Origin of the sequence: Pseudomonas asgharzadehiana, assembly GCF_019139815.1 — a bacterium.
Taxonomy (GTDB): domain Bacteria; phylum Pseudomonadota; class Gammaproteobacteria; order Pseudomonadales; family Pseudomonadaceae; genus Aquipseudomonas; species Aquipseudomonas asgharzadehiana.
Map to the genome: position 1 here is coordinate 4898886 of NZ_CP077079.1, position 23803 is coordinate 4922688.

Annotated in this window: 26 protein-coding genes and 2 pseudogenes; 16 read left to right on the forward strand and 12 right to left on the reverse strand. The window is 61.9% G+C overall.

What is annotated here, in order from left to right; genetic code table 11:
* Positions 1-52: 52 nt before the first annotated feature.
* The gene (locus KSS96_RS22160; protein WP_068937296.1) at positions 53-1099 is read right to left on the reverse strand and encodes an MBL fold metallo-hydrolase; all 1047 of its coding nucleotides are present in this window, start codon (positions 1097-1099) and stop codon (positions 53-55) included.
* A gap of 123 nt (positions 1100-1222) precedes the next feature.
* Between KSS96_RS22160 and KSS96_RS22165 the strand changes: the two genes are divergently transcribed.
* The 5 genes and pseudogenes from KSS96_RS22165 to KSS96_RS22180 all read left to right on the forward strand — a co-directional run bounded on the left by KSS96_RS22165 (position 1223) and on the right by KSS96_RS22180 (position 5275).
* Positions 1223-1849, forward strand: coding sequence for a TetR/AcrR family transcriptional regulator (locus KSS96_RS22165; protein ID WP_017529098.1), 627 nt, complete (start codon positions 1223-1225; stop codon positions 1847-1849).
* A 187-nt stretch (positions 1850-2036) separates the two neighbouring features.
* Positions 2037-3095 (forward strand): diguanylate cyclase, encoded by a 1059-nt coding sequence (locus tag KSS96_RS22170; protein ID WP_217855329.1) that lies wholly within the window; start codon positions 2037-2039, stop codon positions 3093-3095.
* Between the two features lie 260 nt (positions 3096-3355).
* Positions 3356-4123: pseudogene (locus tag KSS96_RS28390) on the forward strand (PAS domain-containing protein); the annotation flags it as partial.
* A gap of 117 nt (positions 4124-4240) precedes the next feature.
* A pseudogene (locus KSS96_RS28395) lies at positions 4241-4675 on the forward strand (methyl-accepting chemotaxis protein); the annotation flags it as partial.
* A gap of 81 nt (positions 4676-4756) precedes the next feature.
* Complete coding sequence (locus KSS96_RS22180; RefSeq protein WP_017529101.1) at positions 4757-5275, forward strand: DUF1003 domain-containing protein; 519 nt, start codon at positions 4757-4759, stop codon at positions 5273-5275.
* Positions 5276-5306: 31 nt separating this feature from the next.
* On the opposite strand, the gene KSS96_RS22185 is transcribed toward KSS96_RS22180, so the two are convergent.
* Positions 5307-6188: a LysR family transcriptional regulator gene (locus KSS96_RS22185; RefSeq protein WP_017529102.1), complete on the reverse strand. Its 882-nt coding sequence runs from the start codon at positions 6186-6188 to the stop codon at positions 5307-5309.
* Positions 6189-6269: 81 nt separating this feature from the next.
* On the opposite strand from KSS96_RS22185, the gene KSS96_RS22190 reads away from it, so the two are divergent.
* Both KSS96_RS22190 and KSS96_RS22195 read left to right on the forward strand, forming a co-directional pair.
* Positions 6270-6971, forward strand: coding sequence for a CTP synthase C-terminal region-related (seleno)protein (locus KSS96_RS22190; RefSeq protein WP_065876714.1), 702 nt, complete (start codon positions 6270-6272; stop codon positions 6969-6971).
* The gene (locus KSS96_RS22195) at positions 6968-7288 is read left to right on the forward strand and encodes an antibiotic biosynthesis monooxygenase family protein (RefSeq protein WP_017529104.1); all 321 of its coding nucleotides are present in this window, start codon (positions 6968-6970) and stop codon (positions 7286-7288) included. The genes KSS96_RS22190 and KSS96_RS22195 overlap by 4 nt, the downstream gene beginning before the upstream one ends.
* Before the next feature lie 47 nt (positions 7289-7335).
* Here the strand turns inward: KSS96_RS22195 and KSS96_RS22200 are convergent, their stop codons facing one another.
* Entirely contained in the window at positions 7336-7659 is a 324-nt protein-coding gene (locus tag KSS96_RS22200) for a DUF2025 family protein (RefSeq protein WP_017529105.1), read from the reverse strand.
* A 232-nt stretch (positions 7660-7891) separates the two neighbouring features.
* On the opposite strand from KSS96_RS22200, the gene KSS96_RS22205 reads away from it, so the two are divergent.
* Both KSS96_RS22205 and KSS96_RS22210 read left to right on the forward strand, forming a co-directional pair.
* Positions 7892-9019, forward strand: a complete 1128-nt coding sequence (locus KSS96_RS22205; RefSeq protein WP_065876713.1) for a glycerophosphodiester phosphodiesterase family protein — start codon at positions 7892-7894, stop codon at positions 9017-9019.
* Positions 9020-9685 carry a helix-turn-helix domain-containing protein gene (locus KSS96_RS22210; RefSeq protein WP_065876712.1) on the forward strand — a complete coding sequence of 222 codons (666 nt, stop codon included), beginning with the start codon at positions 9020-9022 and terminating at the stop codon, positions 9683-9685.
* Here KSS96_RS22210 and KSS96_RS22215 read toward each other — a convergent pair.
* Positions 9677-10540: a sterol desaturase family protein gene (locus KSS96_RS22215; protein ID WP_017529108.1), complete on the reverse strand. Its 864-nt coding sequence runs from the start codon at positions 10538-10540 to the stop codon at positions 9677-9679. The two genes, KSS96_RS22210 and KSS96_RS22215, sit on opposite strands and share 9 nt — an antisense overlap.
* Before the next feature lie 152 nt (positions 10541-10692).
* Here KSS96_RS22215 and KSS96_RS22220 point away from each other — a divergent pair, with 152 nt between their 5' ends.
* The 3 genes from KSS96_RS22220 to KSS96_RS22230 all read left to right on the forward strand — a co-directional run bounded on the left by KSS96_RS22220 (position 10693) and on the right by KSS96_RS22230 (position 13951).
* The gene (locus KSS96_RS22220) at positions 10693-11007 is read left to right on the forward strand and encodes a PepSY domain-containing protein (protein ID WP_065876710.1); all 315 of its coding nucleotides are present in this window, start codon (positions 10693-10695) and stop codon (positions 11005-11007) included.
* 150 nt (positions 11008-11157) lie between these two features.
* Entirely contained in the window at positions 11158-12177 is a 1020-nt protein-coding gene (locus tag KSS96_RS22225) for a transporter (RefSeq protein WP_017529110.1), read from the forward strand.
* Between the two features lie 157 nt (positions 12178-12334).
* Positions 12335-13951, forward strand: a complete 1617-nt coding sequence (locus KSS96_RS22230; RefSeq protein WP_065876709.1) for an inorganic phosphate transporter — start codon at positions 12335-12337, stop codon at positions 13949-13951.
* Between the two features lie 60 nt (positions 13952-14011).
* Here the strand turns inward: KSS96_RS22230 and KSS96_RS22235 are convergent, their stop codons facing one another.
* Genes KSS96_RS22235 through KSS96_RS22245 form a run of 3 tightly spaced genes read right to left on the reverse strand, consistent with a single transcriptional unit; the run spans position 14012 to position 16660 of the window.
* Positions 14012-14986 (reverse strand): 5-oxoprolinase subunit C family protein, encoded by a 975-nt coding sequence (locus tag KSS96_RS22235; protein WP_017529112.1) that lies wholly within the window; start codon positions 14984-14986, stop codon positions 14012-14014.
* Positions 14983-15861 (reverse strand): 5-oxoprolinase subunit B family protein, encoded by an 879-nt coding sequence (locus KSS96_RS22240; protein ID WP_065876708.1) that lies wholly within the window; start codon positions 15859-15861, stop codon positions 14983-14985. Before KSS96_RS22240 ends, KSS96_RS22235 begins: the two co-directional genes overlap by 4 nt.
* The gene (locus KSS96_RS22245; RefSeq protein ID WP_065876707.1) at positions 15854-16660 is read right to left on the reverse strand and encodes a 5-oxoprolinase subunit PxpA; all 807 of its coding nucleotides are present in this window, start codon (positions 16658-16660) and stop codon (positions 15854-15856) included. Before KSS96_RS22245 ends, KSS96_RS22240 begins: the two co-directional genes overlap by 8 nt.
* Positions 16661-16777: 117 nt before the next feature.
* Here KSS96_RS22245 and KSS96_RS22250 point away from each other — a divergent pair, with 117 nt between their 5' ends.
* Positions 16778-17695, forward strand: coding sequence for a LysR family transcriptional regulator (locus tag KSS96_RS22250; protein WP_026067362.1), 918 nt, complete (start codon positions 16778-16780; stop codon positions 17693-17695).
* On the opposite strand, the gene KSS96_RS22255 is transcribed toward KSS96_RS22250, so the two are convergent.
* Complete coding sequence (locus KSS96_RS22255; RefSeq protein WP_017529116.1) at positions 17692-18588, reverse strand: LysR family transcriptional regulator; 897 nt, start codon at positions 18586-18588, stop codon at positions 17692-17694. The two genes, KSS96_RS22250 and KSS96_RS22255, sit on opposite strands and share 4 nt — an antisense overlap.
* Positions 18589-18695: 107 nt before the next feature.
* Here KSS96_RS22255 and KSS96_RS22260 point away from each other — a divergent pair, with 107 nt between their 5' ends.
* The gene (locus KSS96_RS22260; RefSeq protein WP_217855330.1) at positions 18696-19454 is read left to right on the forward strand and encodes an SDR family NAD(P)-dependent oxidoreductase; all 759 of its coding nucleotides are present in this window, start codon (positions 18696-18698) and stop codon (positions 19452-19454) included.
* Here KSS96_RS22260 and KSS96_RS22265 read toward each other — a convergent pair.
* Complete coding sequence (locus KSS96_RS22265) at positions 19353-19865, reverse strand: multidrug/biocide efflux PACE transporter (RefSeq protein ID WP_017529118.1); 513 nt, start codon at positions 19863-19865, stop codon at positions 19353-19355. The two genes, KSS96_RS22260 and KSS96_RS22265, sit on opposite strands and share 102 nt — an antisense overlap.
* Before the next feature lie 88 nt (positions 19866-19953).
* On the opposite strand from KSS96_RS22265, the gene KSS96_RS22270 reads away from it, so the two are divergent.
* Positions 19954-20808 carry a LysR family transcriptional regulator gene (locus tag KSS96_RS22270; protein WP_065876705.1) on the forward strand — a complete coding sequence of 285 codons (855 nt, stop codon included), beginning with the start codon at positions 19954-19956 and terminating at the stop codon, positions 20806-20808.
* Positions 20809-20938: 130 nt separating this feature from the next.
* Here the strand turns inward: KSS96_RS22270 and KSS96_RS22275 are convergent, their stop codons facing one another.
* From KSS96_RS22275 to KSS96_RS22285, 3 genes are all read right to left on the reverse strand, one after another.
* A complete protein-coding gene (locus KSS96_RS22275; protein ID WP_017529120.1) occupies positions 20939-22162 on the reverse strand; it encodes an RNA polymerase sigma factor in 1224 nt (407 codons plus the stop codon).
* A 146-nt stretch (positions 22163-22308) separates the two neighbouring features.
* Entirely contained in the window at positions 22309-22653 is a 345-nt protein-coding gene (locus KSS96_RS22280; RefSeq protein WP_017529121.1) for a YciI family protein, read from the reverse strand.
* Between the two features lie 42 nt (positions 22654-22695).
* Entirely contained in the window at positions 22696-23115 is a 420-nt protein-coding gene (locus KSS96_RS22285) for a YybH family protein (protein WP_017529122.1), read from the reverse strand.
* Positions 23116-23259: 144 nt separating this feature from the next.
* Here KSS96_RS22285 and KSS96_RS22290 point away from each other — a divergent pair, with 144 nt between their 5' ends.
* Complete coding sequence (locus KSS96_RS22290) at positions 23260-23775, forward strand: GNAT family N-acetyltransferase (protein WP_017529123.1); 516 nt, start codon at positions 23260-23262, stop codon at positions 23773-23775.
* Positions 23776-23803 lie beyond the last annotated feature (28 nt).

Below are 23803 nucleotides of genomic sequence, written 5' to 3' on the forward strand. Positions count from 1 at the left end.
CGTGTCGCAGTCCTGAAACAGCTTGAAAACTCCTTTTTCCGATCCCCCCTCATCAGCTCACGAGGGGCTGTTGCGCATCCTGAGTTTCCACCTCCAACCACCATGCATACCCACGCTCAGGGTGATTCAAACTGAACGCGCGCCCCATCGGCGGCGTGGTAATCGACACATTGCGCTCCCACGCCAGCGCCATGATGCGGTCGAACGGTTCGTGCCAGGCATGGAAAGCCAGGTCGAAGGTGCCGTTGTGAATCGGCAGCAGCCAACGCCCTTTGAGGTCGATGTGCGCCTGCAGGGTTTGCTCCGGCTGCATGTGCACGTGTGGCCAGTCGACGTTGTAGGCCCCAGTTTCCATCAGCGTCAGGTCAAATGGGCCGTACTGTTCGCCGATCCGCTTGAAGCCGTCGAAATAACCGGTGTCACCGCTGAAAAAGATCCGCCGCGCGCCGTCGACCATCACCCAGGAACACCACAGCGTCTGGTTGGCATCAAACAGCCCGCGCCCGGAAAAATGCTGCGCCGGCGTCGCCACGAAACGAATGCCCTGCACCTCGGTGCCCTGCCACCAATCCAGCTGGCGCACCTTGTCGGCCGCCACGCCCCACTTGACCAGAAGGTCACCCACGCCCAGCGGCGCAAGAAAATAACGGGTCTTGGCGGCCAGTTGGATGACAGCCTTGCGGTCAAGATGATCGTAGTGGTTGTGGGAAAGAATCACCGCTTCCAGCTCAGGCAGCTCATCCAGACTGATCGGTGGCTGGTGAAAGCGCTTGGGGCCGGCCCAACTGAATGGCGAGGCGCGTTCGGCGAATACCGGGTCGGTCACCCAGAACTTACCGCGCATCTTGAGTAATACGGTGGAATGCCCAAGGCGAAACACGCTGTGATCGGGTGCGGCCAGCAATTGGTCGCGGGACAACGGTTGCACCGGAATCGCCCCTACCGGCCGCGTGGTACGCGGTTTGTTGAACAGCATGTTCCAAAAGATACGCAAGGTTTTGCCGAAGCCACCGTGCGGCACAGGGGGGGCGTTACTGAAATGCGATTTGCCCTGCACGGCGGTGGAGGAAGGGTCGATGCGGGGTGAGACGGTGGCCATTGCAGAGTGACTCCTACGGTCCGCAGCTAAACTACACTGCACAGTGTAGTTTCAAGATTGCAACAAAACCGTTAGCAAGTAAACTACCGAGTGTAATTTTACTTCAAGAGCCGAACGCCACCCATGACTGCCCCTCAGCGCCTCACCGACCGTAAACGCCAAGCCATCGTGGCAGCGGCCATCGCCGAGTTTCGCGAGAACGGTTTCGAGGTCACCAGCATGGACAAAATCGCCGCCACCGCCGGGGTTTCCAAACGCACCGTGTACAACCACTTCCCCAGCAAGGAAGAGTTGTTCGCCGAAATCCTGCACCAACTCTGGGCCAGCAGCGTCGCGCAACTCGATGTCAGCTACGCCAGCGAACGCCCGCTGCGCGAACAATTGCGCGGGTTGCTGGAGGCCAAGATGAAGATGATGTCGGATGCCAATTTCCTCGACCTGGCCCGCGTCGCCATCGCTGCGACCATTCATTCGCCGGACCGCGCGCAAGACATGGTCAACCGCCTGAGCCAGCGCGAAGAAGGTTTCACCCAATGGGTACGTGCCGCCCAGGAAGACGGCCGCCTCTGCTGCACCGACCCGGCGTTTGCCGCCCACCAGATCCAAAGCCTGCTCAAAGCCTTCGCTTTCTGGCCCCAGATCACCCTCGGCCAACCCATCCTCGACACTGCCAGCCAGGCCAATGTCATCGAGTCGGCCATCGACCTGTTCCTGGCCGGCTACGAAGTCACTGCCCCGCGCCGCCCATAAAAGGTGTTGCAGGCGCGACATTCCAGGTCGTTTTTGACGCTTTCGCCCTCTGCTCTGCGCAAATGGCCTGGAAGGACACTGATTATTCCCCTGCGAGTCCCCACAATATTCACCGCGCTTATCCGATCAACGGTTAATCCACCGAGCGTGCATCGCCGTGCAGGTCAAGCAGCTGAACCGGGAATCTATGGAAAACAGACAAGGCAAAGGGCTTTCGTTTGCCAGACGCATCTACAGGCCAAGGATCATCGGCGCGGCCATGTGCAGCATCGGCGTGATTGCAGCCCTGTATCCGTTGGCCATGCCTGGCTGGGTCTGGGCATTACTGCTGTTCAATGGCGTGGTCTGGCCTCACCTGGCGTATCAGTGGGCGGCCCATTCCAAGGTTCCCTATGACGGCGAACAGCGCAACCTGGTGTATGACGCCTTGTTCAGTGGGTTCTGGGTCGCGACGCTGCAGTTCACACCGTTAACCAGCGTCACCCTGCTGTCGATGGTGTCCATGAACAACGTGGCCGCCGGCGGCAAACGCCTGTTGATTCGCGGCGCACTGGCCCAACTGTTCGGCGCCGGGGTGGCCGTGCTGCTGTTTGGCTTGCACTTCAACCCCAGCGTCGGTTTGGTGCAAGTTTATGCCTGCCTGCCGATGCTGACCCTCTACCCGATGGCCATCGGCATGGTCTGCTATCAATTGGCGATCAACCTGTCGGCACACAAACGCACCCTCAGCGCGTTAAGCCGCATCGACAGCCTCACCGGCCTGCTCAATCACGGCTCATGGAAAGACCTGCTGCACCTCACGTTCCACAAGTGCCGGCAGCAACAAAGCCACGCCACCATCGCGCTGATCGATATCGACCACTTCAAGCAGATCAACGATACCCACGGCCATATCGTCGGCGACGCCGTGCTGCGCCAACTGAGCCTGGAGCTCCGGCGCAACCTGGGGAATAACGACTTGGCGGGACGTTATGGCGGCGATGAATTCTGTGTGATTCTTCCGCAGATGCATCAGGAGGAAGCGGCGCGAATCATGGAGCGCATGCGCGAAAAATTCAGCAACTACCGTCCCGCGCATATCCCCGAACTGCGCGTGAGCCTGAGCATCGGCCTGGCAGATTTCCATCCTTCCTTCACCGACGCCGCGATGTGGCTGAATGCGGCGGACCGGGCGCTGTATGCCGCCAAGGACACCGGGCGCAACCGGGTCAACCTCAGTGAGAAAAAGGTCGTTCACTGCAGTTGAAAGGCCTTACGCACCTCGTCTGATTCTCCCGTCAGGCCGGCTGAGCGATAGCACAATGCCGCCACTGGTCGCCTACCCAAAAAAGGTCCTGCCCCTGGGGCGAACTTCTTGTCACGCTGACCACTCTGAGCCCCTTGTTCCCCCCCCGCTGTCAGAAACAGGACACTGACAATGAGCAGGTCAACCGTAAGGCAGAATGCCTTACGGGGACAGGCGCACATTCATGGATACCTCACGTCTGCCTGTACGAGCCCCCGAACATGTTATTCAACGCCCATAAAAAAACCATCAGCCTCTTGCACCACACCCTCGCGCAACAGGCCAGCCTGCTGAACGCCATCGAGTGCTCCATGGCGGTGATCGAATTCGACCTGCAGGGCCATGTGTTGCGGGCCAATGACAATTTCCTCAAAACCATGGGCTACCGCGCCGAGCAGATCGTGGGCCAGCCCCACCGTCTGTTGTGTCCCCCCGCGTTCGCCCGTAGCGCCGAGTACCAGCAGTTGTGGTCGAACCTGCGCAGCGGCCAATTTCAGGCCGGTACGTACGAACGCGTGGGCGACAAGGGGCAGTCGGTGTGGCTGGAGGCAAGCTACAACCCGGTACGTGATGAGGCAGGCCAAGTGATCAAGGTGGTCAAGTACGCCATGGACGTCACCCACCGCCTGCAGGCCGAGAGCGAAGCCAATGCCAAATTGGCGGCTATCGGCCGGGCAATGGCGGTGATCGAATTCAACCTCGACGGCACCATCATCACGGCCAATGCGAACTTCCTGCAGCGCATGGGCTACAGCCTGGCGCAGATCCAGGGCCAGCATCATCGCCTGTTCTGCCCGGCGCAACTGGCCAACAGTGCGGCCTACAAAGAATTCTGGAAACGTTTGAACCAGGGCGAACTGTTCAGCGGCCAGTTCGAACGCGTGGACAAAAACGGCCAGACCGTCTGGCTCGAAGCCAACTACAACCCGGTGTATGACGCCAGCGGCCAGCTGTGCAAAGTGGTCAAGTTCGCCTCGGACGTGACCGCGAGCGTGCAACAACACGCGGCCGATGCGGCCAGCGCGGCCCAGGCGTATCACATTTCCCTGAGTACCCGGGACATCGCCGAAAAAGGCGCCGAGGTGATCCAGCAAAGCGCCAACGGCATGCGCGACATCGCCGCCGACATCGACGACTCTTCGCACCTGATCGCCAAGCTGGGCGAGCGTTCGCAGCAGATCACCACCATCGTCAACACCATTCGCGGCATCGCCGAGCAGACCAACCTGCTGGCCCTCAACGCAGCCATCGAAGCAGCCCGCGCGGGTGAGCAAGGCCGCGGATTTGCCGTGGTGGCCGACGAAGTCCGGCAATTGGCGGCACGCACCAGTGGCTCAACGGCGGAAATTTCCAGCATGATCGCGATGATCCAGGACGAAACCCGCCAGGCCATCGAGAGCATGGACGGCACCCGCGACCGCGCCGCTCAAGCCGTGGACCTGGCCAACCGAGCCGGCACGGTCATCCTGCAGATCCGCGAGGGCACCAGCGAGGCGGTGCAGGCGGTGAGTGCGTTTGCCAACGAGCGCGCCGGGCGCTAAGCAGGCTACGGGTTATTCATGCGTAAGACAGGTCGCCAGGGCTATAGTCACCCCCTGTCTTAACGATGACCCGAGCCCGCCATGCACTCAGAAAAGCCCGACACAGCCCCCGTCGACCACCTGCGCTTCCATCGTGCCCACGCGCACTTGGCGCCCACCTTTGGCAACGACACCTTTGCGCTCAAGGCTGAAGCGTTCGCGCGCTTCTTTGGCACGCCGACCTTCCTCGGCGCGCAAACCGCCATCGTGGTGCTGTGGGTGGCATTGAACGCCACCGGCATCACCCACTTCGACGTGTACCCGTTCATCCTGCTCAACCTGGCCTTCAGCCTGCAGTCAGCCTATGCCGCACCGCTGATTCTGCTGGCCCAGACCCGGCAAGCCGCACGGGATAAAGCCCAGTCAGACGCCGACGCGCAACACCGCGAAGCCCTGGCCATCGCCAATACCGAACGCCAGGCCCAGGCCGCGCAGACCACCAGACAACTGCTGGAACTGCTCGAACAAAACACCCGGCTGACAGAAATGACCAAGCAACTGACGGAACACATCGAAACCCTGACGTGTGAAATGCATGAGCACTTTGTGAGAAAAACCTGAAGCCAAGGTCGGTGCAGTTCGCCCCAAACGTTCATTTATTCAAGCGCACGTGCCGTCCCAGCTCGTCAAACAACGTCACCACCGAGCGTAACGCCCGGCAGTCGGGGCGCGTGAGCAACCACAGCGCAGTGTCGTGCCCTGCCAATGCCGGCCCCAGCGGTTGCAGGGCGTCATCCAATAAAAAGTCGGGCAACGCCGCCACGCCGAGCCCGGCCTTCACCAGTTCGGTGACCGACAACATGCTGTTGCAACGATAGCTGGGGCGCACGCCTGGCAGGTGTTCGCGGCGCCAGGCGACGGTGGGGTGGTCGGGCAGGAAATCATCCGGTGCGATCCAGGCCAACTCGGCCAACTCCCGACCGGCATGGCACCGGGCATAGTCGGCATTGGCACACACGACGTACGACACAGTACCGAGGCAGCGCCCTACAAGATGCTCCGGTGGCGTCCTGGTCAAGCGTAGGGCGATATCCGCATCACGACGGCTGAGGTTGGCGAAATCATTGGAGGTGCTCAACTCCAGAGTGAGCGCGGGATACTGCGGCATAAACTGCGCCAGCGCAGGCAGCAGCAGGCCTTGCAGTACCGAGTCGGTACATGTCAGGCGCACCGTGCCGCTGATCACTTCGCCGCCCTGCTCCACGCCAATGCGCGCGGCCTCCAACGCCTGCTCGGCGCGCTCGGCCTGCTGCGCCAGGGTGCTGGCCAGGCTGGTCGGCAAGTAACCCGCGCGGCTTTTTTCAAACAGCGTCTGGCCCAGCGCCGCCTCCAGGCGCCGCACCGCGCGGAACACCGTGGACACATCCACGCGCAGCAACGCCGCCGCGCGTGCCAGGCTGCCGCCGCGCACCAGGGCGAGGATCAGCGACAGGTCGGTATAAGCGATTGAATAGTGCGTGGCCGCATTGAGCATATGGGTAAACGCCAATATTGATTGCGTGAGCGCCAATCTATAGTGCACCCCAGCCCCACCACAAGCCATGGAACGCCTACGATGACAACCCGCCCTCTGAGCCTTGCCCTGATCGGTGACTACAACCCTGAGGTGATCGCCCACCAGGCCATCCCCCTGGCGCTGCAACAGGCTGCCGCCAACTTGGGCGTGACAGTTAACGCCCACTGGCTCGACACCGATACGCTCACGCACTCCCTGCACGACTTCGACGGTTTCTGGTGCGTGCCCGCCAGCCCCTATCGCGACACCGAAGCCGCACTGCGCGCGATCCGTTTTGCCCGCGAACAACGGCGACCGTTCCTCGGCACCTGCGGCGGTTTTCAACATGCGGTGCTGGAATATGCCCGCAACGTACTGGGCTGGGCCGACGCCGAACATGGTGAACTGGCTCCGGATGCCAAGCGCGCGGTGATCACGCCCCTGAGCTGCGCCTTGGTGGAAGCGCGCGACACCATACGCTTGGCGCCTTACACACGCATCGCCGAGGCCTACGACACGCTTGAGGTTGAGGAAGGCTACCGCTGTCGCTATGGCATCAACCCTGATTTTGCCGCGGCGTTGCTCGCACGTGACTTGATAGCCAGCGGCCACGATTCGGCAGGCGACCTGCGCGCCATCGAGTCGCTGGACCATCCGTTCTTCGTCGCCACCCTGTTCCAACCCGAACGCGCGGCGCTCAAGGGTCGCACACCACCCTTGGCGCTGGCCTTGCTCAAGGCTTGCCAGGCGCAAACGGCATGATCGCCAAGACGCCCGCCCCGCCCTACTACGCAGTGATTTTCAGCTCACTGCGCACCGACGGTGACCACGGTTACGTTGAGGCGGCCGGCCGCATGCTGGAACTGGCGCGGGAACAACCAGGCTTCCTCGGGGTGGAATCGGCACGAGAAGATGGGCTGGGGATTACCGTGTCGTACTGGAGCAGCAAAGCCGCGATCCTGGCCTGGAAGCAGCAGGCCGAGCACCGCGCCGTGCGTGAGAGAGGACGCTCCACCTGGTACGCGGCGTTTCATACGCGGGTGTGCAAGGTGGAACGAGACTATGGATTCGCGCATTGAAAGGCAGTCGATAACACACTGCAAAACCCTGCGGGCAACGCGCAAACCTAGCTCACAAGACTGCGCAACGCGCTGATCTGCGGGATCTCTACCCGGCGCATGTACACGCGCAGCGGCTCGGTGATGTTGATGCGGTCGTCGATGTTCTGGTCCAGCAACAACCGGATGCGCTCGCGCGACAGGGTCATGGTTTGCCCGGGGGCCGGCAACCAGACGAATTCGGCGGTGGGGATGATGCCGTCGTCGGCAACGTCCATGCCGAAGGAGTCTTCGCTGAAACGCACGATGTATTGGCCGGTCTTGCGGTTAAGGCCCACAAACCCGTTAAGTTGGTCGGCGGCCTGGCAGATAAGCTCGGAGGTGATGCGCATGGTAAACCTCACTGAAAAGTCCTACATGGACTGGAAAGATGGTTTACACGCGTGGCGGAAAGTACTGCCCTCTGACGGGGCGGCTGCGAACAAGAGTACTGCAATGCCTGGCAAAAAAAACCGAAAAATTGGCGCGGGCGCACGTTAATGTCGGTTTGGTGATAGCGCCTTTCGCAATCAATTGTTAAAAAGGAGGCCATCTCAAAGCTACCTCCACGAAAGGACTTCGCATATGCCTGTCACGTTTACCAAGAGCGCCTTGCTGCTGGCTCTGATGCTCGGCCTTGGCCAGGCGCAGGCTGCCGACCCGATCAGCCCGGCTGAATTGGCAACTAACGAAGGCATCCCGTACCCCGCCGTGATCGCCCACCGTGGCGCCTCGTACGACGCGCCTGAATCCACCGCCGCAGCCTACAAGGTCGCGCGTGACCTGGGCGCCGACTATCTGGAGCTGGACTTGCAGCGCAGCAAGGACGGCGTGCTGTTCGCCCTGCACGACAACAACCTGCAGCGCACCACCGACGTGGCCACCAAGTTCCCTGAGCGCAAAGACGCGCCGGCCAACGAATTCACCTGGAAAGAGCTGCAAACCCTCGACGCCGGCAGCTGGTTCAACGCGGCTTACCCGGACCGCGCACGCCCCGGTTTCGCCGGCCTGAAGATCCTGAGCCTGGACGACATCATCAAGATCGCCGAAGGCAACCCGCAGCACAAACCCGGCCTGTACATCGAAACCAAAGAGCCCAAGCAATTTCCTGGAATCGAAGCCGACCTGAAAAACAAACTGCTGGATAAAGGCTGGTTGAGTTCCGCCGGTTCCAAGCTGGGCAAGAGCAACACCGGCGTCGGCCAGGGCAAGGGCCGCGTGGTGCTGCAAACCTTCGAAACCGCCAGCCTCAAAGAGCTGCAAAAAGAAATGCCCAACACCCCGAAAATCCTGCTGTTGTGGGTCGGTGAAGGCAGCATCGAACCCAAATCCAAGCAGACCTTCGCCGAGTCCGGCGAACCCACCAAGGCCGCCTACTACGCCAAACAAGAGCCGAAGGACGCCGCCGAGTTCGAAAAATGGGTCGACGAAGCCAAGAGCCTCGGCGCCATCGGCACCGGCCCGTCGGCAGAGCTGACCGATCATGGCGACCAGAGCTACACCGACCTGGTCAAGCCTGAAATGAACCAGCTGACCCACGACAAAGGCCTGCTGGTGCATGTGTACACCGTGGATGAGCCGGTGGACTTCGAAAAAGTCATGAAGGCCGGCGTCGATGGCATCTTCACCAACCGCGCCGCCGAACTGCTGAAGTTCTACAAGCGCTGGCCGTCATCGAGCGTGCAGGATTTGCTCAACGACTATAAATACTGAGTGAAGGCCCCATGGTCAGGCCGCCTGTGGCTGGGGCGCGACTACGGCTTGATCCTCGGCGAGCTGGGGCGTACCGCGCCCCATGCGCACTACGCCCATCAGTTGATGTTCTGCCCCGGCGGCGCCATCACGGTCCGCCTCAATGGCCAGATCACCGTGGCCCAGCGCTTGTTTATCCCTTCGCGAAAAACCCATGCCATTCTCGACAGCGAGGGTGAGGTGCGGGTGCTGTACGCCGAACCCGCCGTATTTGATACCGCCCCTTTGCAACAGCTGTTGACCGGCGCCGACTTGTCACTGGACGCCCTGCACCAACTGCCCCGGCGCAGCCTCGGTGATCCACGCCTGGAGCGCGCCCTCGACACCTTGGACCAACAGCTCGGCGGCAAGGTGTCGGCCCAGGCTTTGGCCGAGGTGGCACATTTGTCACTGAGCCAGTTGGAACGCCTGTTCACCCATCAGTTGGGTTTGCCGGTGCGCCGCCTGGTGGTGTGGCGACGATTGCGCGTCGCCCTGGGATTGGCGCTCGCCGGCAGTACGTTGACCGAGGCTGCCCATGCCGCAGGCTTTGCCGATTCGGCGCACTTCTCGCGGACCATGAAGCAGTTGTTCGGCGTAACGGCCGCCGCATCGCTGCGCCAACTGAACGTGCAATTTCTAGCGTAACTCTTCCGGCAGCGGCGGCTCCTTGCGCACGCAAACGGGCAGGAACGGATCACGCAACTGCGCCCCATAGGCCACTGGAAAATCCGGGCGACTGCCAATGCCCAGATCCCCCGGCCCCATGCGATAGCGGTCGCGATAAAACGCCGTGCCCAGCAGCCAGTCCCAGAGGTTGAAAAACAGGCCGAAATTGACATCCCCGGCGCGGCCGTACTTCATGTGATGAAACCGATGCACGGGTGCCCAGGCGAACACCCAGCGCAGCGGCCCCAGGCGCATATCCACATTGGAATGCTGCAGCAACAGTTGAACGGCAATAGCCAGGGCCAACAGCTGCGCCACCTCCAGCGGGATGCCCAGCAGGATCAGCGGCAGCAAGCCGGCAGTCGCTTCCAGCATCTGGTGTAACGGGTGCTTCATCAAACCGTTGAACCCGTAGAGCCGCTGCACGCTGTGGTGCACCGCATGCAAACGCCACAGCGGCGCGATGCGGTGGCTGGCGTAATGCATCAAGGTAATGCCTGCGTCGGCGAGTACGATGGCCATCAGCAGTTGCTCCCACAACGGCCAACCACGCGGCCAGATGCTTTCGAACGCCAACAGCGCAGTCAGCCCCGGCAGCATCAGCAGGCCCACGGCATTCAGGCTTTCGTTGACCAACGCGTGGAGCGTATCGCGCCGCCGGTCCCCCAGGCTGCGATTCCACTGCGGCTCATAGGGCAACCACTGCTCCATGAAAAATGACACCCCTACCGCCGTGGCAAACACCAGCACCAGCCCATTTGGCTGCGCGATGGCCCAACCGATAAATCCCGTCATAAACGCCGGTGCATAGATCCAGCTCATTAACCGTTTCATCCGAGTCTCCTTCCAAGTGAGCCCCAGCATGAAAGTGTCGGCGGCGGGTGGATTGAACAAACTGCGCAACCACTTGACATAATTAAGCGTGAATTAAGTTGCGCGGGATAACCTGATCCCACTTAAACAGCTCACCCCCAGAAGGACACACCATGAAAACCATGACCACTTTGTTCGCCGCCGCGGCCCTGACTCTGACTGCCGGCCTGGCCCAGGCTGATGTTCGTCCGGACCACATCGAAGGCTTGGTCAAATCCGGCGCCGTCATGCAGTTCGACAAACTCAACGCAGCCGCCGTAGCCACCCACCCAGGGGCGACGATTACCGATACCGAACTGGACACCAAACACGGTGTAGCCAATGAATATGTGTACGAAGTCGACCTGACTGACACGGCGGGCAAGAAGTTTGAAGTCAAGCTCGACGCCAAGACCGGCGCCGTACTCGAAAACAAGCAAGACACTTGAGTCACCCCGCTGTAAAACCGCGCCACCTTCGGGTGGCGCGGTTTTTTTATGGGCGCCGCTAAACCGTCACATAACCGTCATACCGCCTTGCAATGATTCGCCTACGCGATCCTGTGAAACGTCCTACAGGCGCTTTCTCTGCGAGCCTCCATGAACCACAGCATTGACCACAGCCATCAGGACTCCGATCTGTTTGGCTTGCTTTACGGTTTTCGTTTTCGCCCAGGTGAAAAGGCGGAACAGATTGATTCAGCCGCTGCGCTGGCGGCGCTGACAAGCCCTCAAGACCCCGAAGAGTTTTTGTGGCTGCACCTGAACCTGGCCCACGCCGCCTGTGAGCGCTGGATGCAGACGCACCTGCAATTGCCCGAAGAGTTCTTCGAAGCCCTGCACGAGGGCTCGCGCTCCACGCGGATCGAGCACGTCGACTCGGCCTTGTTGGCGGTGGTCAACGACGTGGTGTTCAACTTCAGCAGTTTGGTTTCGTCGGACATTTCCACGCTGTGGGTATGCGCCCGCAGCCGCCTGCTGGTCAGCGCGCGCCTGCAACCGCTGCACTCGGTGGACAAACTGCGCTCATCGGTAAAGGCCGGTGAGCGCTTTCGCTCGCCCCTGGAGTTGCTGGTGCATTTGCTGCGCGACCAGGGCGAAGTACTCACGCAGATCGTGCGCAAGACCAGCCTCAGCGTCGACCATATCGAAGACCAGTTGCTGTCCTCGCGCCTGTCCACCAACCGCGCTGAATTGGGCGCCGCGCGCCGCGTGCTGGTGCGCCTGCAGCGCCTGCTGGCGCTGGAGCCGGGGTCGCTGCTGCGCCTGCTCAACCGTCCACCGCAATGGCTGCAAAAGGAAGACGTCAAGGAACTGCGCAAATCTACCGAGGAGTTTGCGCTGGTCATCAACGACCTGACGGCCTTGGGCGAACGAATCAAGTTATTGCAGGAAGAGATCGCCGCTAACCTCAACGAGCAAAGCAACCGCACGTTGTTCACCCTCACGGTGGTCACGGTGCTGGCGTTGCCGATCAACATCATCGCCGGTTTCTTTGGCATGAACGTGGGCGGTGTACCGCTTTCACAAGACCCCGAGGGGTTCTGGATTCTGGTGGCGCTGGTCGCGACATTCACGCTGATCGCGGGGCGCTGGGCCTTTCGCAAATTCTCGAATTGAAAGGCGACCGGCTGTGGGAAAGGGTAGATCGCAGGGCTCTACGGGGTGTTGTAGACGAGCGGCATAGCCAATTTCACAAACAGTGACTTATCGCAGCATCTCTGTAACATTCTGCAATGACTATGAACGACATCCTTCATTACCTGGATGCTCCGGCATGGCCACCCCTTCCCTGACTGCTTCCACACACACCTCGACTGCCAACCCCAAACCCAGGCTGGACAAGAAACCCGGCCTGGTGACGGTGATCATTTTCTTCGCCGTGCTCGCCATGGGCCTGCTGTTCACCGCCTACAGCCTGATGCACGACATGAGGGAGCTGGGCACGGTGGTCACCACCTGGACGCCGTTCCTGCTGCTGGGCGTGGCGCTGCTGATCGCCCTCGGCTTTGAGTTCGTCAATGGCTTCCACGACACCGCCAACGCGGTGGCGACGGTGATCTACACCAACTCGCTGCCGCCGCATTTCGCGGTGGTGTGGTCGGGTTTCTTCAATTTCCTCGGGGTGCTGCTGTCCAGCGGCGCGGTGGCCTTCGGCATCATCGCCCTGCTGCCCGTCGAGCTGATTTTACAGGTGGGCTCCTCGGCCGGCTTCGCAATGATTTTTGCGCTGCTGATCGCCGCGATCCTGTGGAACCTGGGTACCTGGTGGCTGGGCCTGCCGGCGTCGTCGTCCCATACACTGATCGGTTCGATCATCGGCGTGGGCGTGGCCAATGCCCTGATGCACGGGCGTGACGGCACCAGCGGTGTGGACTGGAGCCAGGCGATCAAGATCGGTTACGCGCTGCTCCTGTCGCCACTGATCGGCTTCGCGTTTGCCGCATTGCTGTTGCTGGCCCTGCGCGCCTTCGTGAAAAACCGCGCGCTGTACAAGGCCCCCAAAGGTGACACCCCGCCGCCATGGTGGATTCGCGGCATGCTGATCGCCACCTGCACCGGTGTGTCGTTCGCCCACGGTTCCAACGACGGGCAAAAAGGCATGGGGCTGATCATGTTGATCCTGGTCGGCACCCTGCCGATGGCCTACGCACTGAACCGCACGATGCCGGCCGAGCAATCGTTGCAGTTTGCGGCGGTGGCGGAAGTCACCCAGGTGGCCTTGATGAAAACCGCGCCGCAGGCACTGGCGGCTGACCCACGGCCGATCCTGTCGACCTACGTGCGCACCAAGGAAGCCACCCCGCAACTGGTACCGGCCCTGGCGGCCCTCACCGGGCATATCGGCGAAGAGGTAAAAGGCTACGGCTCCCTGGCCAAGGTCCCCGCCGAAGCGGTGGGCAACGTACGTAACGACATGTACCTGACCAGCGAAACCATCCGCTTGATGGACAAGGGCAAAGTCGGCAATTTTGACGCCGACACCCAAGGCAAGCTGCAACTGTTCAAGCAACAGATCGATAACTCCACGCGCTTTATTCCGCTGTGGGTCAAGATCGCCGTGGCCATCGCATTGGGCCTGGGCACCATGGTCGGCTGGAAGCGCATCGTGGTCACCGTCGGCGAAAAAATCGGCAAGACCCACATGACCTACGCCCAGGGCGCCTCGGCGGAAACCGTGGCGATGCTGACCATCGGCGCGGCCGATATGTATGGGTTGCCGGTATCGACCACCCATGTGTTGTCGTCCGGTGTGGCGGGCACCATGGTGGCCAATGGCGGTGGGTTGCAGATGCGGACCATCCGCAATCTGTTGATGGCCTGGGTGTTGACATTGCCGGCAGCGATTCTTCTGTCGGGCAGCCTCTACTGGCTGTTCACCAAGCTTTTCTGACACACCATCGCTTGAATGTGGAAGGGGGCTTGCTCCCTTCCACATGAGTACCGTGCGGTGTCAGTGACTAAAGAGTGCAGCCATCGCCTTCAGCCGTTTTTTGTACACCCGCCGCGCCTCCAACGCTTCCTCCAGCGTCACCGCCACAAACCCCGCCCGCTGGTTCGGCTGCATCTGCCCGATCAAATCCAGGTCGGCACTGATCACCGTGCCGATCATTGCGTAGCCGCCGCCCGACACCGCATCGCGATGCAACACGATCGGTTCCAGCCCCGCCGGCACCTGGATCGAGCCGATGGGGTAGCAACTGTCGACGATATTCGAAGGGTCCGAGCCCGCACCAAATGGCTGCTCCCGTGGCTGGAAGCTCAACGCGCTGCCGCCCTTGAAGCGATAACCGATGCGGTCGGCTTCGGAGCCGACTGTCCACGGCTCGGCAAAAAAGCTGTGTTTGGCCGTATCCATCAGGCGTTCGTAATACAGACCGGGCACCACGCGCAGGGTAATGTCGCCGCCCACCGAGCGGCGCAAAGCCATCGGCAGGCTGTTACCCGCCCGGCCCTGCCCGCTCGCCACGCCGATGGGCAGTTCGTCGCCCTCCTGCAAACGCCGCCCGTGAAACCCACCCAGTGCGCCGAGGGTATAAGTGGAGCGGCTGCCGAGCACCTGCGGCACGTCGATGCCACCGGCCACCGCAAGGTACGTGCGCGCACCGGCCTGGGGAAATTCGAAGCGCAATACCTGCCCCGCGCGCACGTGAAAGGCGGTGTCCTGGTGCACCACTTCACCGTCCAGACGCGGCGACATCAATGCGCCGCTTAACGCCACTAACGCATCCTGCCGGAACGCCAACTCAGGCCCGATCAACGTGCACTCCAGGCCCGCCGCGCCGAGTGGGTTGCCCACCAGATGGTTGGCCGCGCTCAACGCATATTGGTCCAGCGCGCCCGAAGGCGGGATGCCCAAGTGGTAATAACCTTCGCGCCCAAGGTCCTGCACGGAGGTGGCGAGACCGGGCTTGAGCACTTTGATCATGCCAACGCCTCCTGCAGGGTTTTCGGATAACCGATCGGGTCGGCGAGGAACGCATCGAGGGAAAACTCCACCGGGCGGATACGCAGGTCGAAACGTCCCGCGTCCACCTCGGCGAGGGCCCGGTCGTAGGCTTCGCGGTCAATCGGTTTGAACTGCACGATGTCACCGGGGCGGAAGAACACCATATGTTCCTTGAGGTAGGCCAACTGCTGCGCCGGGTCATAGATCGGTGCCGGGGTCACGCCGAACATCTGGTAACCGCCGGCGCCGCGCACCGAGTAGATACAACCGAAACAACCGCCGTGCCCCAGGGTGAGTTTCGGTGTGTCGGTGCGTGGGCGCAGGTACTTGGGCACCTGCAATTGCCGCGCGCGCTCGACCATCTGGAACATGAACGGCAGACCCGCAACAAACCCGACCATCGACACAAACCACGGCGCGCCGCTGTGGGCGGCGATAAACGCGTCCACATCGGCCAGGCCATTGATGCGTGCGGCGTACTCCAGGTCGGTACCGCTGGGGTCTTGATGGCGGTCGCGAAAACGCATCAAGGTCTCCAAGGTCCAGGGGTCGTTGTAGAGCACCGGGATTTCGATGATGCGCGTGTGCAGACGGCGTTCGGCCACGGCCTGGGCTTCGGCGCTTTGCACGGCGTCGAGCAGCACATGAGGCGCGATGCGGTCGGGGTCGAAGCGGACCTGGAACGAGGCGTTGGCCAGGCACACATCCAGCACACCGTCCAGCGCCAGGCGCTCCACCGCGCGGGTCACGGCCATGCCCTTGAAAAACGCCTCCAGCGACATGCTGTCGCTGACCTCGGCAAACAGGTGTTCATCACCGCCGAAGCTGTAGCGGATGGGCGACGTTTCAGCCATGGGTGTTCCTCGGGTGGGATGAGCGGGCCTGCCCGATGACACAAGCCGCGTTGCGCACCGCAATCCCCGCTTGGTCCAACGCTTCGCGGGTGGCTTCCACCAGTTCCAGCGCACCGGGGGTGTCGCTGTGCAGGCAGATCGAATCGAACTCGATAACCAGGTCTTCGCCTTCCACGGTTCGCACCAGCCCGGTCTGGCAAGCCCGCAGCACACGTGCCGCGACCGTTGCGGGGTCCAACGCCCGGACCTTACGGGTAAACACAATGGAGCCGCTCAGATCATATTCACGATCGGCATAAAACTCGCGCACCACCGGGTGCCCAAGCTCCTTGGCCACCTGCCAGATCACCGAGTTGGGCATGCAGTACAGCAGCAGCGTCGGCTCGACGACTTGCAGGTTTTGCACCAGCAGTCGCGCGGCTTCTTCGTCGCGGGCCAAGTGCATGTAGAGCGCGCCGTGGGGCTTGATGTGTTGCAGGCTGACGCCCTGGGCACGGGCAATTTCACGCAGGGCGCCCAGTTGGTAGAGCATGTCGTCCACCAATTCCTGGGCCGGCGCATTGATGTGCCTGCGGCCAAACCCCACCAGGTCGCGAAAGCCTGGGTGCGCGCCGATGGCCACGCCCAGTTGCTTGGCGCGTTCGACGGTACGGCGCATGGTGCCGGGGTCGCCGGCATGGAAGCCGGTGGCGATATTGGCCGAGCTGATATAGGCCATCAGTTCTGCATCGACACCATCGCCGATGGTCCAGGGGCCGAAGCCTTCGCCCATGTCCGAGTTGAAATCCACTGCCTGCATCAAGGTCGCTCCGCCAAGGTAATGCTGGAAAAGTAGGCGCGGCTTGACCCCTTGGGAAGATCTATTATCAGATGGCCCTTCTTCTGAAAAACAGATAACCCGATGCTGGGAGCGATGATGTCCCTGACCTTGCGCCAAGTGCGTTACTTCATCGCCACCGCCGAGATCGGCCAGATCTCCCAGGCGGCGATTCACCTGAATATCTCCCAGTCGGCGGTGACCACGGCGATCAAGGAGCTGGAGGCGATGCTCGGCGTGCAGCTGTTTGTGCGCTCGGCCCAGGGCATGAACCTGACCGACGCCGGGCGGCATTTTCTCAACCGCGCCTATGTGATTGCGCGCAGTGTCGACGATGCGTTGAACAGCCCCCTGCCCGACCATCGCGCCAGCGGCGTACTGCGCCTGGCCGCCAGTTACACGGTGCTCGGTTACTTCCTGCCCCACCACTTGCAGCGCCTGGAGCATTGGCATCCGGACGTGACCATCGAGGTGTTCGAGCAGGAGCGCCAGGCCATCGAACAGGGCTTGCTCGACGGCCAGTTCGACATGGCCGTGGTGCTCACTGCCAACCTGACCCACCCCGATATCGTCTCCGAAATCCTGTTTAACTCGGAACGGCGCCTGTGGCTGCCCAGCCATCACCCACTGTGCGAACACGCCAGCGTCAGCCTGGCCGAGGTGGCCCGGCACCCCTACATCCTGCTCACCGTGGATGAAGCCGAACACAGCGCCATGCGCTACTGGGAACAGGCCGGGCAGACACCCAAGGTGCGGCTGCGCACCAGTTCGGTGGAGGCGGTACGCAGCATGGTCGCCAACGGCAGCGGCGTGGCGATCCTGTCAGACCTGGTGCACCGGCCCTGGTCACTGGAAGGCAAGCGCATCGAAACCCTGACCGTCACTGACCCCGTCACGCCCATGAGCGTCGGCCTGGCCTGGCACCGCGAGCGTGCGTTTACCCCGGCGATGCAGGCGCTGCGCGATTACTTCCACGACGCGTTCCTGGCGCCGCAGCAGTTGTCGGCGCGGCGTTAAAGATGGGTTTGCACGATGGCCGCCAACCAGTCCATGAACACCCGCACCCGCAATGGCAAATGCCGCTGCCCGGCGTAGAGTAACGACACGTCCAGGGGCGGCGCCGGGTACTGCGGCAGTACCGCGATCAGCTCGCCGCTGGCCAACTCATCGCCGATGCCCAGGGCCGGCACCTGGATAATCCCGAAGCCGCCCAGGCACGCCGACTTGTACGCATCGGTGCTGCTGACAGTGACACGCCCAGCCATGGGGATACGTTGCACTTTGTTGCCTTGCAGGTATTCGAACCCCGCCGAGCGCGAACCCAACGGTCGCACGTAGTGCACCAAGTGGTGGCCGGCCAAGTCAGCCAGGGTTTGCGGCACACCAAAGCGTTGCAGGTAGGCGGCGCTGACACAGTTGATCATCGGCATGCTGCACAGCAGCCGCGCCACCACCGTCTGGTCCGGTTGCGCGCCGACCCGCAACACGCAATCAAACCCTTCGGCGAGCAGGTCGACCTGGCGGTCGGTGGTGCTGATTTCCAGCTCGATCAGCGGGTGCGCGGCCATGAACTGCGGCAGGCGCGGCAAGATCAAATCGCGGGCCATCACGTTGGGCATGTCCACACGGATGCGCCCGGCCAACTGCGCTTCATCCTGGCGGAACAGGCCTTCCAGCTCGTCCATATGGGCCAGCAGATCCTTGCTGCGCTCATACAAAACGCGGCCGTCCTGGGTGGCTTGCACCTTGCGCGTGGTGCGTTGCAACAGGCGCGCACCGAGCAGTTCTTCCAATGCCTGCACATGCTCGGACACCGTGGAGCGCGGCAGCCCCAGGCTCTCGCCGGCCTGGGTAAAACTCGACAGTTCGGTAACGCGCACAAAGGTGCGCAGCAACTCCAACTTGTTCATGGATTGTTCGCCTTATCCGGCCAGTGATTCCGGTTCTGCTCTGTTTATCACGTTATAAGCGGACAAATACACTCGGTCCCACGCTCACATCTGAAGAGGACTGCACCATGACCCGTAAAATCGCACTCATCACCGGCGCCAGCCGTGGCCTGGGCAAGAACGCCGCGCTGCATCTGGCGGCGCAAGGCGTCGACATCATCGGCACTTACCACAACAAGGCCGACGAAGCGCAAGCCTTGGTAGCGCAGATCGAACAATTGGGTGGCCGCGCCGCCATGCTCAAGCTGGACGTGAGCCAGAGCGCGACCTTCGGCGCTTTCGTCGGTGAAGTGGCCGGCGTGCTCAAGGAAGTTTTCGCACAGGATCACTTCGACTTTCTGATCAATAACGCCGGTATCGGCATTCACGCCAGCTTTGCTGAAACCACCGAGGAGCAGTTCGATCAACTGGTGGCGATTCAATTCAAGGGCCCTTTCTTCCTGACCCAGAAGTTGCTGCCGTTGATCCGCGACGGTGGGCGCATCCTTAACGTCTCCAGCGGCCTGGCGCGCTTCAGCCTGCCAGGTTACGCGGCCTATGCGGCGATGAAAGGCGCGATGGAAGTGCTGACCCGCTACCAGGCCAAGGAATTGGGCGGGCGCGGCATCAGCGTCAACGTCCTCGCACCCGGCGCCATCGAGACCGATTTCGGCGGCGGCGCCGTGCGCGACAACGCCAGCCTGAATGCCATGGTCGCCAGCAACACCGCGCTGGGCCGCGCCGGTTTACCGGATGACATTGGCGGGGCCATCGCCAGCCTGTTGGCCGACGGCAGCCACTGGATCACCGGCCAACGGATCGAGGCCTCGGGCGGTATGTTTTTGTAGGAGCTTTTCGCGCAGCACGTCATACCCCCAGTGATACACATAGGTATACGGCAGGAAGAACAGCAGTATGCCGATGTCGAGGACAAACGCCTGCAACAGGCTGATCTTCAGCCACGCCGCGATCAACGGCACGCACACCAGGATCAGCCCGCCTTCGAACAGCAACGCATGGAGCACGCGGGTCCAGGCGGTGTTGGCCAGTTGCAGGCGCACCTTGAGGCGGTCGAACAGGCCGTTGAAAATCACGTTCCATGTCAGCGCCATAAGGCTGATCGCCAGGGTGACCATGCCCATTTCCAGGGCCGGCTTGCCCATGATCCACGCCAGCAAGGGCGTACAGATCAACAACGCCAAGGCTTCGAAACCAATGGCTTGGCACACGCGTTCAGCGATGGATTTGGTAGGGCTCATGACCGGTCTCCGTGAGTGAGGAAGGTTGCCATGATCACCCCTTGTCTCGATACTTCATAACCAATAACCATCGATCAAGGCGATAGTCATGGCCTCTCATGAAGTGCTGCAGGCGTTTGTCCAGGCGGCGACCCAAGGCTCGTTTTCCGCAGCCGCGCGCAAGCTGGGCAAGAGCCAGTCCACCGTCAGCGCGGCAGTGGCCAGCCTGGAGATTGACTTGGATGTGGTGCTGTTCGACCGCAGCAGCCGCAAACCAGCCCTCACCCCGGCCGGCCATGTGTTGCTGCAACGCGCCGAGCAGGTGCTGGAGGCCAGCAGCCGCTTGGAACTGGCGGCGAGCCAGTTGGCCCAGGGCCTGGAGCCGAAGCTGACCATCGCCATGTCCGATACCTACCAATCCGACCGTTTCGAGTGCGCCCTCAGCGCATTTGAACAGCGCTATCCGGACCTAGAGCTGGAATGCCTGATCGCCGAATGCGAAGACTTGATTGCCTTGGTGCAGAGCGGTCGGGCGCAGATTGCGTTTATTGAGCACCAGGCGGTTTACCCGCCGGACCTGACCTGCGCAACCGTGGACGAGCGCACGGAAATTGCGTTGTTCGTGTCGCCGAAACACCCGTTGGCGGCGCTCAAGTCCATCACCGCACACGCCCTGCAACAACACCGCGAATTGCGCCTGGCCAGCATCATCAACCCGAATGAAACCCGCGCCACCGGGCGCGTCTGGTCGGCACCCAGTTACCTGATGCTGATGGAGATGGCCCAACTGGGTTTCGGCTGGGCACCGATTCCGCGCTGGCTGGTAGAGCGGTTTGGCGGCGGGCAACTGGTCGAACTCACCGCACGCAGTTGGCCGCGTTCGGTGGCGGTGGATGCGCTGTGGTCGCGCCACCACGCGCCGGGGCCGGCGGGGAGTTGGTTGTTGGGCAAGATGCTGGAGTGACGAGCACTGCCGGTGCTGACACTGAGATCACCTGTGGGAGGGGGCTTGCTCCCGATGGCGGTGTGACAGTATCCGATGTGCTGGCTGAACCACCGCTATCGGGAGCAAGCCCCCTCCCACAGTTTGATCTTCATTGCATGGACGATTTGAGTTCAGCCAGGCGGCTGTCAAGAAAGCGCTGTTCCGGGACCTGCTGGGTCAGGGACAGGGCTTTTTCGTATGCCAGGCGTGCGTCTTCCCACCGCCCCAACCGCCGGCAGAACTCCCCACGCGCCGAGTGTGCCAAGTGGTAATCGAGCAATTCGCCGCGCGCCAGGATCGCTTCCACCTGCTGCAACCCCGCCAGCGGCCCATCACGCATGGCCAGTGCCACCGCGCGGTTCAACTCGATCACCGGCGACGGCATGGCCCTGAGCAATACATCGTAAAGCCCGACAATTTGCGGCCAGTCCGTTTGCCCTGCGCTCGGCGCCTCGGCATGCACCGCCGCAATGGCCGCTTGCAGGCAGTAGGGGCCGAAGCGCCGCGTGGTCAGCGCGCGTTCCACCAGCGTGCAGCCTTCGGCAATCAGGGACGCATCCCACAACGAACGGTCCTGTTCATCCAACAGCACCAGTTCGCCATTGGCCGAGGTACGCGCCGCGCGGCGAGATTCGTGCAGCAGCATCAGCGCCAGCAGGCCCATCACTTCCGGTTCCGCCAGCAATTCCATGAGCAAGCGCGCCAGGCGAATGGCTTCGCCGGTTAATGCTTCGCGGGTGAGGTCGGCGCCCATGGACGCCGAATAGCCTTCATTGAACACCAGGTAAATCACGCGCAATACGCTGTCGAGGCGCTCGGGCAATTCGGCCAGGGACGGTACTTGATAGGGGATTTTCGCCTCACGGATCTTGCCCTTGGCGCGCACGATGCGCTGGGCGATGGTGGTGGGCGTGACGAGAAACGCATGGGCAATTTCTTCAGTGGTGAGGTCGCAGATCTCGCGCAAGGTCAGCGCCGCCTGGGCATCAGGTGCCAGCGCGGGATGGCAACAGGTGAAGATCAGGCGCAGGCGATCGTCTTGCACGTCTTCAACGCTCCAGTCGGCCGCTTCCAGTTCGTCGGCCTGCGCTTGCAACAACGGGGTGAACCGCGCCTGGCGGCGCAGGCGGTCGATGGCCTTGAAGCGCCCGGTGGAGACCAGCCAGGCGCGGGGGTTGTTGGGTACGCCGTCCTGCGGCCAGCGTTCGACCGCGACGAAGAACGCCTCGTGGAGGGCTTCTTCGGCGAGGTCGAAATCACCCAGCAGGCGGATCAGCGTGGCGAGCACGCGCCGCGATTCACTGCGGTAGATCGCCTCGATCTGCGGCGTCAATCGCGCATGCCTTCGGTCGAGGCTCTGGCCCCGGCCATTATGAAAACCCATGGCTTGGCGCATTGATCAAGCAGCTGATGGACGGTTCAAACGCGGCAGGTTGTCGGAACATGGGAAAAACCTCCTGATTGTTGGGATTGTTGTACTCAGAGATTCAATTCGCGCACCGGGCGCACTTCCACGCTGCCGACCCGAGCAGCCGGGATGCCGCCGGCTACCTGGAGCGCTTCGTTAAGGTCCCGGGCTTCGATCAGGTAAAAGCCGGCGAGCTGCTCCTTGGTTTCGGCAAACGGCCCGTCGGTGATCGACAGCTTGCCGTTGCGCATGCGCACGGTGGTGGCGGTGCTCACTGACTCCAGCGGCTCGGCGGCAAGCATGCGCCCGCTGGCCTGGATGGCCTGGGCGTAAGCGAGGCATTCCGGGTCGGCAGGGCTGTCGGGCGAGGTGTGCAGCACCTGTTCGTTGCTGTAGATCAGGCACAGGTATTTCATGGCGTTCTCCGTTTTCGGACTATTGACTATAGTTCGCGACGCTCAAGGTTTCAGGTCGAACAGCGCGGTGCCTGTGGCCATATCGAACGGGGCCGACCAATGCTCATGCACCACTTTCCATTCGCCATTGAATCGCTGATAACCGGCGGTGACGCGCATCCAGCAGGCCTTTACCTCGCCATCCGGCCCGGCGCCGCCGCAATGGGCCAGCCAGTGGGCAAAGGCGCTGTCCTGGGCCTGCACGATGCGCAGTTCGTGGAACTCGAAAATACCGGGGCCAGGGCAGTGCTCCATGCACGCCTTCCAGTGTTCGCGGTAAGCGGCCTTGCCCTTGAATTGCAGGGCGCTAACGGCGTCGAACGAGACGATATCGTCGGCGTAATAGCTGACAATTTTGTCGATATCACGGGCCAGTACGGCGTGTTTCCAGTGTTCGATCAGGGTGTTGATTGCAGTGCTCATGGTGTTGACTCCTGGGATGGAAAATCATGGAAGACACCCTTAGTCGAACGCGCCGTGGGCCAATCGACAGACCGTTGAAAAATAATTTCAACCCCGCCAAACCCGATAGACTGCGGCCTTACTTGCAGCCGTTCGGACACCCCGATGCACACCCGCCTGGTCGATTACGCCGCGCTGACAGCCACACAGCAACAGCACGTCAGCGCCATCGAAGTGCATCCCGAGCAGTTACCGTTTTGCGGCGACATGTATTGCGCGCTCAATAGCCTGTTGGCTAAACCCAGCCCCGGCGTCAAAGGCTTTGCGCTGCTGGCCGATGATTTCCCCGTGGCCTTCCTGTTGCTCAAGCGCCCGCCGTGCCTGCCGCACTGGGCCGACGAACACAGCGCCACGCTGCATGCCTTGCAGGTGGATCGCCGGCAACAGGGCCGTGGGTTCGGCAAGGCGTGCCTGCAGGCATTGCCGGCGGCGGCGCTTGAGGCGTGGCCGCAGATCAAGGCGTTGGAGTTGTCGGTGGATACCGACAATGTGGCGGCGATGGGCTTGTATCTGGGGCTCGGATGGGTGGACAGCGGCGAGGCCTATAAAGGGCGGGTGGGCTACGAGCGCAGGTTGAGGTGGGTGTTTGGTCGGGCCACCGTTGACACTGCCGAAATGTAACGTATATATGACTTCACCTTTCAAAAGT

Bases quoted from the DNA above. Each gene is read 5' to 3' on its own strand.
- KSS96_RS22170 (WP_217855329.1), top strand. From the start codon at position 2,037: ATGGAAAACAGACAAGGCAAAGGGCTTTCGTTTGCCAGACGCATCTAC.
- KSS96_RS22285 (WP_017529122.1), bottom strand. From the start codon at position 23,115: ATGAGCACTGCAATCAACACCCTGATCGAACACTGGAAACACGCCGTA.
- KSS96_RS22270 (WP_065876705.1), top strand. From the start codon at position 19,954: ATGGCCTCTCATGAAGTGCTGCAGGCGTTTGTCCAGGCGGCGACCCAA.
- KSS96_RS22290 (WP_017529123.1), top strand. From the start codon at position 23,260: ATGCACACCCGCCTGGTCGATTACGCCGCGCTGACAGCCACACAGCAA.
- KSS96_RS22225 (WP_017529110.1), top strand. From the start codon at position 11,158: ATGAACCACAGCATTGACCACAGCCATCAGGACTCCGATCTGTTTGGC.
- KSS96_RS22240 (WP_065876708.1), bottom strand. From the start codon at position 15,861: ATGGCTGAAACGTCGCCCATCCGCTACAGCTTCGGCGGTGATGAACAC.
- KSS96_RS22165 (WP_017529098.1), top strand. From the start codon at position 1,223: ATGACTGCCCCTCAGCGCCTCACCGACCGTAAACGCCAAGCCATCGTG.
- KSS96_RS22220 (WP_065876710.1), top strand. From the start codon at position 10,693: ATGAAAACCATGACCACTTTGTTCGCCGCCGCGGCCCTGACTCTGACT.
- KSS96_RS22265 (WP_017529118.1), bottom strand. From the start codon at position 19,865: ATGAGCCCTACCAAATCCATCGCTGAACGCGTGTGCCAAGCCATTGGT.
- KSS96_RS22185 (WP_017529102.1), bottom strand. From the start codon at position 6,188: ATGCTCAATGCGGCCACGCACTATTCAATCGCTTATACCGACCTGTCG.
- KSS96_RS22190 (WP_065876714.1), top strand. From the start codon at position 6,270: ATGACAACCCGCCCTCTGAGCCTTGCCCTGATCGGTGACTACAACCCT.
- KSS96_RS22205 (WP_065876713.1), top strand. From the start codon at position 7,892: ATGCCTGTCACGTTTACCAAGAGCGCCTTGCTGCTGGCTCTGATGCTC.
- KSS96_RS22200 (WP_017529105.1), bottom strand. From the start codon at position 7,659: ATGCGCATCACCTCCGAGCTTATCTGCCAGGCCGCCGACCAACTTAAC.
- KSS96_RS22215 (WP_017529108.1), bottom strand. From the start codon at position 10,540: ATGAAACGGTTAATGAGCTGGATCTATGCACCGGCGTTTATGACGGGA.
- KSS96_RS22280 (WP_017529121.1), bottom strand. From the start codon at position 22,653: ATGAAATACCTGTGCCTGATCTACAGCAACGAACAGGTGCTGCACACC.
- KSS96_RS22255 (WP_017529116.1), bottom strand. From the start codon at position 18,588: ATGAACAAGTTGGAGTTGCTGCGCACCTTTGTGCGCGTTACCGAACTG.
- KSS96_RS22245 (WP_065876707.1), bottom strand. From the start codon at position 16,660: ATGCAGGCAGTGGATTTCAACTCGGACATGGGCGAAGGCTTCGGCCCC.
- KSS96_RS22160 (WP_068937296.1), bottom strand. From the start codon at position 1,099: ATGGCCACCGTCTCACCCCGCATCGACCCTTCCTCCACCGCCGTGCAG.
- KSS96_RS22230 (WP_065876709.1), top strand. From the start codon at position 12,335: ATGGCCACCCCTTCCCTGACTGCTTCCACACACACCTCGACTGCCAAC.
- KSS96_RS22260 (WP_217855330.1), top strand. From the start codon at position 18,696: ATGACCCGTAAAATCGCACTCATCACCGGCGCCAGCCGTGGCCTGGGC.
- KSS96_RS22180 (WP_017529101.1), top strand. From the start codon at position 4,757: ATGCACTCAGAAAAGCCCGACACAGCCCCCGTCGACCACCTGCGCTTC.
- KSS96_RS22235 (WP_017529112.1), bottom strand. From the start codon at position 14,986: ATGATCAAAGTGCTCAAGCCCGGTCTCGCCACCTCCGTGCAGGACCTT.
- KSS96_RS22250 (WP_026067362.1), top strand. From the start codon at position 16,778: ATGTCCCTGACCTTGCGCCAAGTGCGTTACTTCATCGCCACCGCCGAG.
- KSS96_RS22195 (WP_017529104.1), top strand. From the start codon at position 6,968: ATGATCGCCAAGACGCCCGCCCCGCCCTACTACGCAGTGATTTTCAGC.